This window comes from Candidatus Beckwithbacteria bacterium (assembly GCA_026397255.1).
GTDB lineage: Bacteria > Patescibacteriota > Microgenomatia > UBA1400 > CG1-02-47-37 > JAPLVF01.
Genome location: JAPLVF010000013.1, coordinates 145,534 through 160,231 on the forward strand (window position 1 = coordinate 145,534; position 14,698 = coordinate 160,231).

At 42.1% G+C, this 14,698-nt stretch carries 16 protein-coding genes; 3 read left to right on the forward strand and 13 right to left on the reverse strand.

Annotated features, from left to right (window positions below; translation table 11 throughout):
- Positions 1–20: 20 nt before the first annotated feature.
- Entirely contained in the window at positions 21–548 is a 528-nt protein-coding gene (locus NTZ93_03215) for a YbhB/YbcL family Raf kinase inhibitor-like protein (GenBank protein ID MCX6816848.1), read from the forward strand.
- On the opposite strand, the gene NTZ93_03220 is transcribed toward NTZ93_03215, so the two are convergent.
- From NTZ93_03220 to NTZ93_03245, 6 genes are read right to left on the reverse strand one after another with little or no spacing between them, the layout of a single operon-like run.
- On the reverse strand, positions 533–931 hold the full coding sequence (locus tag NTZ93_03220; GenBank protein MCX6816849.1) for a DUF5666 domain-containing protein: 399 nt from the start codon (positions 929–931) through the stop codon (positions 533–535). The genes NTZ93_03215 and NTZ93_03220 overlap by 16 nt on opposite strands.
- Complete coding sequence (locus NTZ93_03225; GenBank protein MCX6816850.1) at positions 924–2,150, reverse strand: ABC transporter permease; 1,227 nt, start codon at positions 2,148–2,150, stop codon at positions 924–926. The genes NTZ93_03220 and NTZ93_03225 overlap by 8 nt, the downstream gene beginning before the upstream one ends.
- A gap of 2 nt (positions 2,151–2,152) precedes the next feature.
- On the reverse strand, positions 2,153–2,863 hold the full coding sequence (locus tag NTZ93_03230; GenBank protein ID MCX6816851.1) for an ABC transporter ATP-binding protein: 711 nt from the start codon (positions 2,861–2,863) through the stop codon (positions 2,153–2,155).
- Positions 2,860–4,125 carry an HlyD family efflux transporter periplasmic adaptor subunit gene (locus tag NTZ93_03235; protein ID MCX6816852.1) on the reverse strand — a complete coding sequence of 422 codons (1,266 nt, stop codon included), beginning with the start codon at positions 4,123–4,125 and terminating at the stop codon, positions 2,860–2,862. Before NTZ93_03235 ends, NTZ93_03230 begins: the two co-directional genes overlap by 4 nt.
- A gap of 37 nt (positions 4,126–4,162) precedes the next feature.
- The gene (locus NTZ93_03240; protein MCX6816853.1) at positions 4,163–5,167 is read right to left on the reverse strand and encodes a HAMP domain-containing sensor histidine kinase; all 1,005 of its coding nucleotides are present in this window, start codon (positions 5,165–5,167) and stop codon (positions 4,163–4,165) included.
- Positions 5,168–5,848 carry a response regulator transcription factor gene (locus NTZ93_03245; protein ID MCX6816854.1) on the reverse strand — a complete coding sequence of 227 codons (681 nt, stop codon included), beginning with the start codon at positions 5,846–5,848 and terminating at the stop codon, positions 5,168–5,170.
- Between the two features lie 56 nt (positions 5,849–5,904).
- Here NTZ93_03245 and NTZ93_03250 point away from each other — a divergent pair, with 56 nt between their 5' ends.
- Complete coding sequence (locus NTZ93_03250; GenBank protein ID MCX6816855.1) at positions 5,905–6,333, forward strand: transcription elongation factor GreA; 429 nt, start codon at positions 5,905–5,907, stop codon at positions 6,331–6,333.
- On the opposite strand, the gene typA is transcribed toward NTZ93_03250, so the two are convergent.
- The 6 genes from typA to thyA form a co-directional block, all read right to left on the reverse strand.
- Entirely contained in the window at positions 6,323–8,143 is a 1,821-nt protein-coding gene (gene typA, locus NTZ93_03255; protein ID MCX6816856.1) for a translational GTPase TypA, read from the reverse strand. The two genes, NTZ93_03250 and typA, sit on opposite strands and share 11 nt — an antisense overlap.
- A 128-nt stretch (positions 8,144–8,271) precedes the next feature.
- The gene (locus NTZ93_03260; protein MCX6816857.1) at positions 8,272–9,768 is read right to left on the reverse strand and encodes a hypothetical protein; all 1,497 of its coding nucleotides are present in this window, start codon (positions 9,766–9,768) and stop codon (positions 8,272–8,274) included.
- Positions 9,769–9,832: 64 nt separating this feature from the next.
- Positions 9,833–10,576: a class I SAM-dependent methyltransferase gene (locus NTZ93_03265; protein ID MCX6816858.1), complete on the reverse strand. Its 744-nt coding sequence runs from the start codon at positions 10,574–10,576 to the stop codon at positions 9,833–9,835.
- Positions 10,531–11,130, reverse strand: a complete 600-nt coding sequence (locus NTZ93_03270; protein ID MCX6816859.1) for a phosphoribosyltransferase — start codon at positions 11,128–11,130, stop codon at positions 10,531–10,533. The genes NTZ93_03265 and NTZ93_03270 overlap by 46 nt, the downstream gene beginning before the upstream one ends.
- A complete protein-coding gene (locus NTZ93_03275; protein ID MCX6816860.1) occupies positions 11,111–11,596 on the reverse strand; it encodes a dihydrofolate reductase in 486 nt (161 codons plus the stop codon). Before NTZ93_03275 ends, NTZ93_03270 begins: the two co-directional genes overlap by 20 nt.
- 31 nt (positions 11,597–11,627) lie before the next feature.
- On the reverse strand, positions 11,628–12,578 hold the full coding sequence (thyA, locus tag NTZ93_03280; GenBank protein ID MCX6816861.1) for a thymidylate synthase: 951 nt from the start codon (positions 12,576–12,578) through the stop codon (positions 11,628–11,630).
- Positions 12,579–12,605: 27 nt separating this feature from the next.
- On the opposite strand from thyA, the gene NTZ93_03285 reads away from it, so the two are divergent.
- A complete protein-coding gene (locus NTZ93_03285; GenBank protein MCX6816862.1) occupies positions 12,606–13,088 on the forward strand; it encodes a SurA N-terminal domain-containing protein in 483 nt (160 codons plus the stop codon).
- Here the strand turns inward: NTZ93_03285 and NTZ93_03290 are convergent.
- The gene (locus NTZ93_03290; GenBank protein ID MCX6816863.1) at positions 13,050–14,696 is read right to left on the reverse strand and encodes a hypothetical protein; all 1,647 of its coding nucleotides are present in this window, start codon (positions 14,694–14,696) and stop codon (positions 13,050–13,052) included. The two genes, NTZ93_03285 and NTZ93_03290, sit on opposite strands and share 39 nt — an antisense overlap.
- Between the last annotated feature and the right edge of the window lie 2 nt (positions 14,697–14,698).

Genomic DNA, 14,698 nt, shown 5'->3' on the forward strand with positions numbered 1-14,698 from the left:
AATTATAATATAATTAATTAATGAAATCTCTAAAATTAATTATTTTTATTTTAGTTTTGGGGCTTGTTGGCAGTATAATTGTATTGAGCCAGAAAAAAGGGGTAAAGATGCAAATATTCAGTTCCGCTTTTGAAAACGGGGAAACAATACCGAGCAAATATAGCTGTGATGGTGACAATGTTGGCCCGCCGTTAACTTTTGCGAACGTACCGGAAACAACTAAATCACTGGCGTTAATTGTTGATGATCCGGATGCGCCGTCAGGAACCTGGATTCATTGGTTAATTTGGAATATTGACCCGAAAACAACAACGTTAGCAGAAAATTCCGTACCGGCAGGCGCAGTTCAGGGAACCGCCAGTTCCGGACAAGCCAAATACGGCGGGCCGTGTCCGCCATCAGGCGAGCATCGCTATTTTTTCAAACTTTATGCCTTGGACAGCAGACTCAATCTAATTAGTTCGGCAAGAATTGAAGAGTTGGAAGCGGCAATAAAGGGGCATGTTTTAACCCAAGCCCAAATTATGGGCCGCTACGGACGAGAATAAACTGGATTTAACTGGATATTTTGAGCGGTCACACTGCCATCGGCATTAGTAGTGCCAAAAACAGCGACCTTTTGTCCAACAGTTAAATCAGCAGTGGTCGCTTCACTGGCTTTATTGATAGTCGTGCTAGCAGAAAAGAGAATGATTTTGCTGCTGCCATCAGTCAATTTAACGGTGATGGATTTGTCAGTACTGGCAATAATATCGCCATTAACCGGCCCTCCTCCGCCAAGGCTACGGCGGGGCGAGCCTCCCCCCTGACCATTTCCCAGTTGTCGATTAAAGATAGGCTGTTTTCCTTGCTGATATTTTATGCCACCAACAAAGCCACCGACACCAACAATCACCACTAATAAAAGAGTAATAATTAAGTTTTTATTCATATCTTAAGGCTTCGATGGGTTGGAGATTGGCGGCTTTTCGGGCAGGATACCAACCAAAAATAATCCCAATGGCTCCGGACACGCCGATGGCCATAATAATTGATGAGGCAGACATGGTAAAAGGTAAATTAATTAATTTGGAAATAATTAAAGAGATAATAATGCCTAAAATCATGCCAAAAATTCCACCGGTAATGGTTAAAATGATTGATTCGATTAAAAATTGGGCAACAACAGTCTTTTTCTTCGCCCCCAGGGCTTTTCTTAAACCAATTTCCCGGGTTCTTTCCGTCACCGTAACCAGCATAATATTCATAATGCCGATGCCGCCGACCAATAAAGAAATGGCGGCAATGCCGGAAAGCATACCGGTAAAAGTGCTGGTAATTGAGGAGGCAGTATTTAAAATGTCCTGTTGGGAAAAGATAGAAAAGTCGGCTTGAATCGGATCATTAAATTTATGCCGGGCTAATAATAAATAACCGATTTGATTTTGGGCATCAGTCATAACGTCAGCGTTGATGGCTTCAACGGCAATTGAACTAAGGTAGTTAACGCCAAAAAGTTCTTTTTGGGCAGTCGACAAGGGCACGTAAATAATGTCGTCCTGATTTTGAAATCCGCTGCCGCCTTTGGAAGTAGTCTCGCCAATAATAGTAAAAGTTTGACCACTGATCCGAAGGGTTTGTCCTTCGACGGGCTCAGGATTATCGCCAAATAAATCGCTCACCACCTGGGGACCAACCACCGCTACCTTACCCAAGGTATCCACATCTCTCTGGCTAATAAAGTTCCCGGAAGAGAGAGTGACTTTATGAACATCGGTATAAACAGGCGTGGCTCCAACTACCTGAGTATTGGTGTTATTAGCCCCAGTCGTTACCTGACTTCTTCGGGAAAATTCCGCTGAAACATTTTTAACGGTAGTAATTTGAGGAGAGTTGGTAATGGCCGCGGCATCATCATTAGTTAAAGTTGTTGAACCACCACCGGCTCCCCTAACGGCACCGCTTCTTTGGGCCCCAGGACTAACTGTTAATAAATTAGTGCCTAAGGCTTGAATTTGGGATTGAACCGCTTGCTGGCTGGCCCGGCCTAAAGACACCAAGGCAATGACGCTGCCGATACCGATCACTATGCCCAGTATGGCCAAACCCGTCCGCAGTTTATTGACAGTCAGGGTGGTTAAACTTTCTAAGAATAGTTGAGTAAAGTCCATAATTATTGTTTTAATTTAACTTGTTTATTAAGACTGTCTTTGATAATTTTTCCGTCACGGATTTGGATAATTCTTTTTGAATGTTCCGCGATATCCGGCTCATGGGTAATCATGACAATCGTATGCCCGGCATTATTTAATTTTTGAAAAATGGCCATAATTTCTTCGGCTTGATTAGAAGCAATGTTCCCGGTCGGCTCATCGGCTAAAATCATGGACGGATCTAGCACTAAGGCACGGGCGATGGCTACCCGCTGCTGCTGGCCGCCGGATAGTTGATTGGAGGTGTGGTTTAAACGATCGCCTAAACCAACCAGCTGGAGATATTTTTCCGCCTCTTGTTGACGTTTGGTTTTATCAATCCCGGCATACATCATCGGCAACATCACATTTTTCAAAGCCGTGGTGCGGGGTAAAAGATTAAAAGCCTGAAAAACAAAACCAATTTTCTGATTGCGGATATCGGCCAATTCGTCGTCAGAAAGCTTATTTACACTCACTCCGTCAAGAAGATACTCACCACTGGTAGGTTTATCAAGAGCACCCAAAATATGCATCAAAGTGGATTTACCGGAACCGGAAGGACCCATGATCGCCACAAATTCGCCTTGATTAATGCGAAAAGAAACATCGGAAATAGCAATCGTTTCGAGAGTATCAATCTGATAAATTTTGGTCAGATGGCTGGTTTGAATAATCGGACGGAGACTCATCTTCCCCCAAATCCCCGATTACCGCCAAGACTAAAAGGGGAAGTAGTGGTTTGAGTCCGGCTGGTAGTGGAATTGGTAGTACTAATAACAACCGTGTCGCCTTCAGACAAACCGGAAGTGATTTCTGTCTGAGTACTGGATGATAAACCGGTGACCACAGCAACTTGGCTGACCTGATTATTTTTCATTATCTGAACATACGTCTGGCCGTTTTGGCTATGAACCGCAGCCGAAGGAATCAATAGAATGTCATTTTTTGTCTGGGTGATGATATTGGCTTGACCGGTCATATTAGGGAAAATCTCGTCCGCGCCAAGATCGAGCTTGATGACCGCCGGATAAGAGGTGACGCCAGAACTGACAATACCGGTAGTATCAATACTGACAACTTTGCCGGTATAGGTTTTTCCCGGGAAAGCATCTAGGGTTATTGTCGCTAAATTTCCCGGTTGGACGTTGGGAACATCAATTTGAGTAAGATTAACGGTGACTGCCGGTGCGGCTTGGGTTTTAATGTTGGCGATTCTTTGAGACGTAGAGCTACCAGTAGAACTGGTTTGCGCAGTCAAAACCGAACCGACCTGAAGCGAAAGACCGCTAATAACACCGGAAATCGGGGCATAAATTGTCGGGGAAGATTGTTGATAGGCTGCCCAAGCGCTATTAACAGAGGTTTGCGCCTGAGCAATCACGTTTTGCTGATTTTTATACTTGGCTTCAGCGGCCAGCCAGTCATCCTGGGGAATATAAAATTCCGGCAGGTTGCGGTTACCCGAAGTCGTGTCTTTATAAGTATCACTCTCGGCTAATTCTTTAAAAGTATCCCATTTGCCCAACATATCTGACTGAACACTGTAAAGAGTGTATTTAGCGGACTCAAGACTATTTTTGGCACTTTGATAGGAAGCTAAAGCCTGAGCCGCCCGCTGTTTCCCGTCCATATCCAGATCAACCTGGGCAATCGGATCACCGGACTTGACTGTCTGGCCGTTTTGAACATAGATCTGACTGACAACTCCAGATGTTTGGGTGGTAACTGAGGCACTATTGTTAGTAGAAACTTGTCCGGAAGCAGCCACGGAAACAACCAATGTATTTTTTTCAACCGAAGCGGTTTGATATTGAACTTTGGGTTTGTTGGAAAGAGTCCGAGAAAGAATAATCACTAAAACGATGATAATGATTAAGCCAACAGCGGAAATTTTTTTATGTTTTTTTACCCAAAGAATGAAGTTGGCAAATAAAGTTTTAATTGGCTTCATATTATTAAGAATTTAATAAACTAAACTGAGAAATAGCTTAAGCACTAATTGGTAATTTAATAGTAAAAGTTGTGCCTTCCCTAAGGCGGCTGTGAACCTTAATTGATCCATGATGCCGCTCAATGATTTGCTTGGCAATGGCGAGGCCTAGACCATAACCGGAAATATTGGTTTTACTGCGGGATTGATCGGCCCGGAAAAAACGGTCAAAAAGATGAGGAATATCTTTCTGGCTAATACCGATCCCCTGATCGCTAATAGTAATCAAAACATGACCGTCGGTGGCTAAACTAGTAATAGTAACTTTACTTTTGGCAGGACTATATTTAATAGCGTTATCTAAAAAGATCGTCAACATTTCCACTAAAGTTGACTGATTACCCTTTAGGTTCAAGTTTTTGGTTTTGTTAATAACAATAATTTTTTTATTTTTAGCAGAAACGTTTGCTTTTTTCAGTGCTGGCGCAACAATCGAAGCTAGAGAAATTTTACTAATAATTAAGTCGTTTCTCCCTTTTTGATATTGAGTTAATTTAATTAAATTGTCCGACAGGACCTGTAAATTGTTGACTTCCTCAAGATTGCTAAGTAAAAGTTTTTTAGCTCCGATTAGATTGAGTTGTTTGTCCCGCAGATTAACTTCGATTTCTGACTTAAGAGCGGTTAAAGGAGTCCGCAGCTCGTGGGAAGAGTCAGTGATAAAACGACTTTGCTCATCAACCATTACTTTAATTGATTGAAGTGTTTTTCCGGATAGAAAATAGGCAGCAGCAGCAGAACCGGTTAAAATTATCAGATTAATCAAAATTAAAAATAATTTAAGTCTGGTTTCAGTTTCCTTAATTAGATCGGGATCAAGTCTAAATCTTTCCGGCGGCAGCGGGTTAGGCAAACGATCTTCAAGCTGTAAGCGATGCATTCGTTCGACTCGATTGAGTTCAGAGGTAATCACTTGATAAATTCCGACACTAAAAAAAACACTGACAATCATAATGATCAGCAGATACCAAACGGTTAGTTTAATTCGCGCCTGTTTAAACATTTAATTGGTTTTACCTAATTTGTAACCGAAACCTCTAATCGTATGAATCAAGTTTGGTTGCTTAGGAAAGGGTTGATCGATTTTGTGGCGCAGATAGCCAATATAAACTTCGACGGTATTAGGTAAAACATCGGCATCATAATCCCAAACATGACTGATAATTTTATCTTTGGTCAGTATCTGATTGGCATGCCTTAATAAGTATTCTAAAAGGCTGAATTCTTTGCTGGATAATTGAATAGATTTACCGCCCCGAGTAACTTCATAAGTCAAGGCATTCAGGTTTAAATCTTCTACACTTAAAGTTGTCCCGCTAGAATGATGCGGCCGCCGGATTAATGCCCGGATCCGGGCCAATAATTCTTCAAAGGCAAAGGGTTTAGTTAAATAATCATCGGCGCCGCTATCCAACCCTTCAACTTTGTCGCTCACCTGCCCTTTAGCGGTTAAAATTAAAATCGGGGCATGAATTTTTTGCTGGCGAAGCCGGTGACAAATTTCCAACCCATTAATTTCCGGCAGTAAAAGGTCAAGAATAATCATGTCGTAATCTTCCGTGGAAGCCAGATCAAAACCGTCAGTGCCGGTGTAAGCCACATCAACGGCATACTTTTCCTGCTCTAAGCCCTGTTTGATAGAGTTGGCAATTTTATGTTCGTCTTCAACGACTAAAATTCTCATAGATAATATATAATTAAATTAATATTATAACCCTAAGCTGAAAATAAGCTGAGAAAATGAATACAATTCCCTTTACCCAAGACGGATTAGATAAAATTAGTGCCGAAAGAGATAAGCTGACGGCCGAGCGGCCGGAAGTGGTCGGCAATTTGCAAAAAGCCCGGGAAATGGGCGATCTGTCCGAAAACGGCTACTACAAAGAATCAAAAGCCAGACTGGGATGGCTGGACGGCCGGTTAAGATATTTAAACCGGTTAATTAAACAGGCGGAAATTGTTAAAAGCGGCCAAGTGACGCTAACTGACGGGAAAAAGACTTATGAATACAAGATTGTCGGCGGTTACGAATCCAATCCGCAAGAAAAGACAATTTCCTACCAGTCGCCTCTTGGCAGGGCAATTTTGGGGAAAAAGGCCGGAGAAACAGTTAAGGTACAAACACCGAACGGCTTGGTGGAATATAAAATCTTAAAAATCAGCGCTTGAAATTTAAGTCTTTTTTACGAAGACGCAAAGATTTGGGGGTCACTTCCAACAGCTCATCCGTGCCGATAAAAGTTAAGTATTGCTCCAAAGACATTTTTAAAGCCGGAGTAATTTTAATGGTGGCGTCGGCGATAACCGAGCGGACGTTGGTTTTTTGTTTACCTTTGCAAACATTCATGTGCATATCCCCTTGGCGGGTACTTAAACCAACCACCATCCCGCGATAAACGACATCCCCGGGATTCACAAACGAGAGACCGCGTTCCTGTAAATTAGCAATGCTATAAGATAGGGTTTGGCCGGATTCGTCGGAAACAATGGCGCCGTTACGGACAAAACTTAAGTCTTCACCCTGGGGTTCATAATCCAAAAACTCCGAGTTAACCACGCACATGCCGGAGGTTTGGGATAATAAATCGCCGCGAAAACCGATTAAATTCCGGGTGGAAATTTTATACTCAAAGCGGACGCCGGATTTTAAGTTAGCCATGTTTAACATGACCGCTTTTCTTTGGCCTAAAGAATTAATGACGGTGCCGGAATATTTTTCCGGAACTTCGACATAAAGTTTTTCAAACGGCTCGCAGGTTTTCCCGGCAATTTCCTGGAAAATCACTTCCGGCCGGGAAACGGAAAATTCAAAACTTTCGCGGCGCATAGTTTCAATCAGAATGGATAAATGGAGTTCGCCGCGGCCGGCGACGACAAAACTGTTACCGGAAGAACCAGGAGTAATCTTTAAACTGATATTGGTCTCAATTTCTTTTTTCAGACGGCTGGAAATTTGGCGGGAAGTAGTGAGTTTGCCATCTTGACCGACGAGGGGCGAAGTGGAAACAGACAGCTCGACTTTAAGAATCGGCGGGGTAATATTTAAACCCGGCAGGCCTGCCAAAACATTAACATCGGTTAAAGTATCGCCGATCTGGACGTCTTTAAAACCAGCTAGGGCAATAATATCGCCGGTGTCGGCTTGCTTGATAGCTTCTTTAATCAAACCTTTAAAAGTAAATAAATATTCCACTTGAGACTGGCTGATTTTCTGGCCATTGCGGACCACGGCTAAAAAATCGTGTAATTTGATGACTCCCCGATTGACCTTACCAATAGAGTAACGGCCTTTGTGAGCATCATAGTCCAGGTTGGTAATTTGAATCTGGGCCGGACCGGTTGGTTCGCCTGATGGTGCCGGAATCGTATCAATAATGGTTTGAAATAAAAGCGCTAAATCTTTGGCGTCGGTAATGGTTAAAGAGTGATTAGGATTAAGTATGGTTTGCGTACCGACTATCCCCTGGCGGCCGACAGCATATAAAACCGGAAATTCCAGTTGCTCGGCGTTTTCAGCCAAATCCACAAATAAATCGTTAATTTCGTTTAAAACCACTTCGGCCCGCTGATCTTTGCGGTCGACTTTGTTGATAATGACGATCGGCTGGAGGCCGAGCTTTAAGGCTAAAGACAAAACATAACGGGTTTGGGAAAGAACGCCTTCGGCGGCATCAACTAACAGGAGACAGCCTTCGGCCATGTTTAACACCCGTTCAACTTCACCGGAAAAATCAGCGTGGCCGGGAGTATCGATAATGTTGATTTTATAGTCGTGCCAATGGATGGCCGTGTTTTTGGCCAAAATCGTGATGCTGCGCTCGCGTTCCAAAGCATTGGAATCCATAATCGTGTCCTGCTGCATTTCGGACTGGTAAGCGGCAAAAGTGTGGGATTGCTTCAGCAAATGATCGACCAGGGTGGTTTTACCATGGTCAACATGGGCAATAATGGCGATATTTCTGATTTTGCTTTGATCCATAGTATTTTGGGTACAATCTGTTAATTATACGCTTAATTGATATAATTATATTATCCGGATCACTGAATTAAACTATAATTTGATTGCTTTAATCGTTAAAAAGAGAGGAAATTCCTGACGGCTGCGATTTAAAAATGACTTTGGCTTAGCCAATTTTTATAACCGGCATCGAGATCTCTCTGGATCTTATTGTCCATATACCCTCTCGCCTCAAGTTCTATGGTTGATAAATAAGTTTCCACCCCCCAAGGTAATCCTGATTTAATTATTGCAAGCATAAGGTTGGTCGCTGCCATTTTTGAGTCGAAATTGTTTCTGAATGTATTTGTAATTTCTTTTGGTGTATATAATGTTCTCATTAACCAATAATACCCCTGTTGGAGCTGGTCAGATGTCATATTTTTTGGTTCAAAAACGGAAATTCGATGGTTGTAATGCAATGTATCTCTATCTTTAATCCTTCCTTGTCTTTCCATCTGAATTCCCCATGGAGTAGATGGATATGGCGTGGCCAGATGCAAAAATGTGTAAGGAACTTTGAGCGATTTTAATATGTAAGCATGCCTGTAAAATGTATCGGGAAAGCTATGATTATCCAAACCAACAACTACAGATAGATTTAATGGTATACCCATCTCCTTAAAAACAACTTCTGCTTTTGCGAGTAATGTGACTTCTTTATCCTTTGAACCCGCAACGCGTGGGGTGACTATGTCGTCCGCTCCATAAAGAAAGGAAAAACATCCTCCCCCACCATATTTTGCTGACATAAGACGCAAAAGACTTTTATCAGGGCCAAAATTTTCTAAATCTTCAAGAAGAGGAGCAACCGTCCCTTCTGTGTACCAATGAATTCCTGTTTTATTCAAATAAGTAAATAGCTCATATAAAACTTCTCTTGGGATGGCTGAAGTATTTAAGTCTGTAGAAAATAAATGGTCGCCTTTTCCTAAGCCCATCTGCTTAATTTCCTTAATAATATCCTCGGCGCTTCTATACCTTACCTCATCGTCCCCACCTCTTTGCATTCTAGTCGGACTGCAAAATGAGCAATAATTAGTACAGCCTCTTTGCCATTCTTGCGGATGTCTACGCAGTTTTTCCAGAACTCCCGGTAATTTTGAAAAAATGGACCTATCCGGATAAACATAATCCTTCATATCAAAAGGTTCCATTTTTCTTGAATCATATTCATCTTTAAGCCTTCCTGATAAAAGATCGGTCATAAATTCTTCCGCAACAGGTTCAAATTCGCCCTTTACCCGGACATCAGCTTCAGCAAACGATTCAGGGCTAAAAGTAGGACTATAGCCACCAACGATAACCCTTTTACCTTTTAGCTTGGCAATTCTTGTCGCTTCCTTCGCCATTGATGTATCAAAGTGTCTGGCTGAGATAAAAACGTTTCCAACATTTTCAATTAATCCCTCAAGAGCGGAAGATCCTTTCGGAGACATCTGCGCATAGGTAGTCTTAAAGCCGGCAGCTTTCAGATAGGAACTGACTATGGCGATTCCAAGAGGATCAAGGTGTTCCAAATATTTCCGTATTTTCCCAACCGCCGGCCTTTTTTCATCATAATGTTGAGGGCCGGCTAAGAGTAAAGCTCGTCTTTCTACTGACATGCGGTCATTATAGGACATTATTTTCTAAATACAACAATTCTTTGTAGAACCTAAAGGCGATGAGTTATGATTTGATGGCCTTAATCGTTAAAAAGAGAGGGAATTCTGAACGGCTGCGATTTTCCATTTTGGCAGCGCCACCCTCGCTGGATTTATCCGAAGTCCATTCTTCAATTAATTGAATGACAAAACCGGCTGAGGCCAGCATTTGGGAATAAACCGACAGCGGCTGATGAAAACTCCAGGTCACGGAAGAATGGCGCTGGCCGGGGTGCATCTGAATGGGAATTTCTAAAGGAGACAAATAACGGTTAATCCGGCGATACTGCAGTTTGTTAGCTTCATCAATCCCCCAGCTGGATTGGCGGGGAATCCGGAAACAAGGATGGTTAAGGACAATGACTAAAGTGCCATTTTTAATTAGGTGCTTCCCGGCATTAGTGATGACGCAGGCCGGAGTTTTAATGTTTTGTAAAGATAAAATTAAAGTAGCGTGGGTAAAGTCCTGGGCCACAGACAGCGGTTTAGACACGTCAGCCACAAGGTATTGATGGTGGGTATTTTTGTCGGAACGCTTGGCAGATTCAATTAAGTTCGGAGATAGATCAATCCCGGTATAACTAATGGCCGGGGCCAAACGGCGGGCTAGAACGCCAGCACCGCAAGCTAAGTCTAAAATTTTACTTTTTGAATTTAAATTTAACAGCTTTAGAACACCCCCAAGAACAATGTGTTCGTGATAATAGTGACCGGAACCGGCAGTTAACTCGCTATACCAGCGACTATCTTTTTGCCAAGAAGTTTGCATAGACGGGAATTAATTAATGATTGGGGGAGATGGCGGGATTGCCATTTATTGATTAAAAATTTCATGGTTTCAACTTTTTCGTAAGGAAAAATAATCCAGGCATCGGTTTTATAACCATAAAAATCCGGCTTAAAAATTGAGTGAGGTTTGTAAAAAAGTGAGGCGGTGGTAATGCTGCGGACGTTATTTTTTAATAAATGGCTTTTTGTAAACTTAAATGATTCGCCGGTATCGGCAACATCATCAAACAGCAATACCTGTTCGCCTTTCAGGCTAACCGGAAAATCCTGGTAAATCTTTGGCTTAACAAATCTTTGATTAACCCCGGAATAAAATTTGATACCTAAACTGGCCACCTGTCCTACTTCCAAAAAATCGACTAAAGAGCGGGTCATCGGCCAACCGCCTTTAGCTAAAGTTACAATCCGGTCGAATTTTTTGCCGGCCTGAATCATTTTTTGAGAAATTTGAAACGCTAAATCGTTCATGTCATCCCAAGTGGGAGTAATAAATTTAATTTTTTCACCGGGAAAACTAATGTTTGGTAAATTCATAGAAAGTAAAATTATAATTATTTTCAGTATAGTCTGCTTTCTTTAATAATTTAAAGTGGGAGTAATCGGGGAAAAAGACGTCGGCGTGAAAGTCGCCTTTAACTTTAGTCACATAAAGCTTATCAACCAAATTTTGGGCTAAAGCCTGACGGTAAATTTCAGCGCCGCCGATAATGAAGACTTCTTTTTTATCGATAGACTGAGCTAGATCGATGGCTTCTTTTAAAGAGTGGGTGATCTCTACATTCCGTTTTGGAACGGAATAGGGGTGGCGGGTAACGATAATATTGGTCCGACCAGGTAAAGATTTGCCTATGGACTCGTAAGTTTTTCTGCCCATAATCACCGGGTGGCCGGTAGTGATGGTTTTAAAATGGCTAAAATCTTTTTTGATATGCCAAAGCAGCCGGTTTTTAGCGCCGATGCCTAACTTATTATCATGGGCCACAATAATCGAAATTTTCATAAATTTACTCTATCACATTCCGGGAATGTGATTAGAATCCTCCGACAACGGTAATATCGGCTTTAATGCCGGAATGCGGATTGTAGCCAATAACCTCAAAATCTGCGAATTTAAAATCGTCAATGTTGGTAACTTTGGGGTTTATTTTCATCACCGGAAACGGACGGGGCTGGCGTTTCAACTGAGTCTTGACCTGTTCAATATGATTGGCATAAATATGGGCGTCGCCGAAAGTGTGGATAAACTCACCCGGCTGGTAACCGGTAACCTGGGCGAGCATTAAAGTCAGTAAAGCGTAAGAAGCAATATTAAACGGTACGCCTAAAAACATATCGGCCGAGCGCTGATATAAAAGCAGAGATAATTTATTAGCGGTAATATTAATGTGAAACAGGGTGTGACAAGGAGCAATGACCATGGAAGCGTCGTGTGAGCCGGACATTTCGTAAATACAGCCGGCGTTCCAAGCGGAAATAATGTAGTGCTTTTTTTGTGGATATTTTTTAATCTTCTCAATCGCCCAGCCGAGTTGATCGATAGTACGGGGCTTGCCCGCCGAAGCCTCGGCGAAGGCGGGCCAGTGGCGCCATTGGACGCCGTAAACTGCGCCTAGTTGGCCGTATTTTTCGACAAAACCGGATTTATTTTTCAGGTTAACCATAAATTCTTCATAAGGTATCGGTTTGGTAACGCCCCAGCTATATTTTTTGTAGGCCCATTCGTCCCAAATGTGGACGTCATTGTCGATTAAATATTTAATATTGGAGGAGCCGGATAAAAACCATAAAAGTTCGTGGATGATCCCGCGGACAAAAACTTTTTTAGTGGTTAAAAGCGGGAACCCTTTGGACAAATCAAAGCGGATTTGCCGGCCGAAAACCGATTTTAATTTGACCCCGGTCGAGTGGCTGATTTTCCATTGGCCGTTGTCCAGAATGTCCTGAAGCAAATCTAAATATTGATATTCCGGGTGTTTTGACATATAAATAGTTTCTGTTATCATTAAACAATGAAAACAAAAAAAAGCCAACCCCAACTAAAAAACCCAAGAATCTTCGTGATTGTTTTAGCAATTTTAGCGTTTTTAGGTTTGTTGTTTTATTTTAAAAATCAAATTGTGGTGGCTTGGGTAAACGGCCGGCCAATCTGGAAGTTGAGCTATAGCCAAGAATTAAATCGACTGGCCGGACAACAGGCATTAAATTCGGTGATTACTAAAACTTTAATTACCAGTGAAGCTAAAAAACAAAAAGTCAGTGTGGCTAATAATGAAATTCAGGCCGAGATCAGCCGGATAGAAGACTTAGCAAAACAGCAAGGGACTGATTTAAATGAACTGTTAACTTTACAAGGGATGACGAGGCAAGACCTGACGGAAGATATCAAATTAAACAAATTGGTAGAAAAAATGGCCGGAACTGAAAGCGCGCAGATTCAGGATTGGCTGACCAATTTACAAACGCAGGCGAAGATAATTAAGTGGGTCAAGTAAAACTTTAAAAAGATTGGGAAGAAGAGGTTTAAAAGTAATTTCGGTTTCTTTCGGGTTAAGCGGGGAATAAAGCTGACGCGGCAGAAATTCCGGTTTTAATAAAACAAAACGGTAAAGGTTTTCCGGAACTAAATTGTACAAAAATACCGGCTGGCTTAGGCCATTATTAACCTGAAGGTTTAATTTTGTCTGCAATTCGTTTCTCTCATCGTAAACTAACAGCTGAAAATCATTCCCGCTGACCTGACGCTTAAACAGCATTTTGATATGAGCCACCAATGACGGCGGCGGGACAACTTTGATGGTTTGGTAAAACTTTTCCCCGAAAGGTTTGCCTTTAAGGCTTAATTGAAGGCCAAGAGAAAAATCTTGATGATCAGGCGGAGTTTTTAAGTTAATTTTAAAATCGGCTGTTTGAAACGGCTCGGTGGAATTAACCAGACTAACCTGAACCAGGTCCGGAGGAAAATCGCCGCTAGTTAATAAACTAAAATCAGCCGGTGTCCAAATGGACTGGCCGGTATTGGTTAAACTTAAGGAAAATTCATAAACAGAATTGTCAATTAAGGAACCGGGGATGTTCTTAGAAACAATGCTACTGGAATTATTTTGCTCCGGCCGGCCGGCAATTTTTGGTAAAGATTGAACCGCATAATAATGGGGGTAAAAATCGGCAGAGTTTGGCTTCCTCCAAGAAAATTGATTAAAGGGGCTTTCGGAATAATTTAAGATAAACGGGGTAATGGTCACTAAGTTGCTTTGGGTCCAAATTTGGGTAAAGGCTTGAGTATAGCGATCAGTTAAATTATTGGAATAAAAATTAGTCCAGCCGGTTTCCGTAATAAAAATCGGCAGGGAGGAATTTAATCCAAGGGTTGCAAGGTAATTAACCTCTGCCTGATAGCTTTGCAATGTTCCCAGGCCTTTAGCGGTGGGCAAACCGGAAAAATCAGGATTGGGATAACTATGAGAGTTCCAGCCATCAAAAAGCGTAAAAATATCGTGATCGGCTTGATACATACGCTGCCAATAATTAACAGCGGAGAGGGTGGAGTTAGAGTTGGGGGCGGCGGTATCCAGTCCAGCCGGCAAAATAAAAAAATCTTCTGAAGCGGCCTTTAACTTGTCATGAAATTGCCGCACAATCGAGCTATATTCCGACGGATTAATCGAGTTCTCCCATTCCAAGGCATGATTGGGCTCATTAAAAAGAATCACATAGCGGTTGGTAACTACCCAATTTAAAGAATTAAGGAAATCAACCCAGGTCTGAACTTCCGAAACTTCAGGTTTAACCCAGTAATTTTTTTCAGGATTAGTCGCCAGTCGAACAAGAGGAATCAAGTGCAAACGGCGCAATTGATCAAAGACAGTCTGCCATTTATTTTTATCCCGGTCGTTCTGCCGGATGATTAAAGTCACGTAGCCCCAATCGCCTCCCTGACTATTAACTAAAGCGGCCGCAGCCGGAATATCCGCGGGCTCAAGAATGTGAATACCAAAACGATTATTAGGAACGGATAAAGGATTAACGATTGCCTGAGCCGGCCGGCTCGAAACCAGTAAGAAAATAAATAAACTGAGAAAAACCCAAAAAATTCTAGACATGT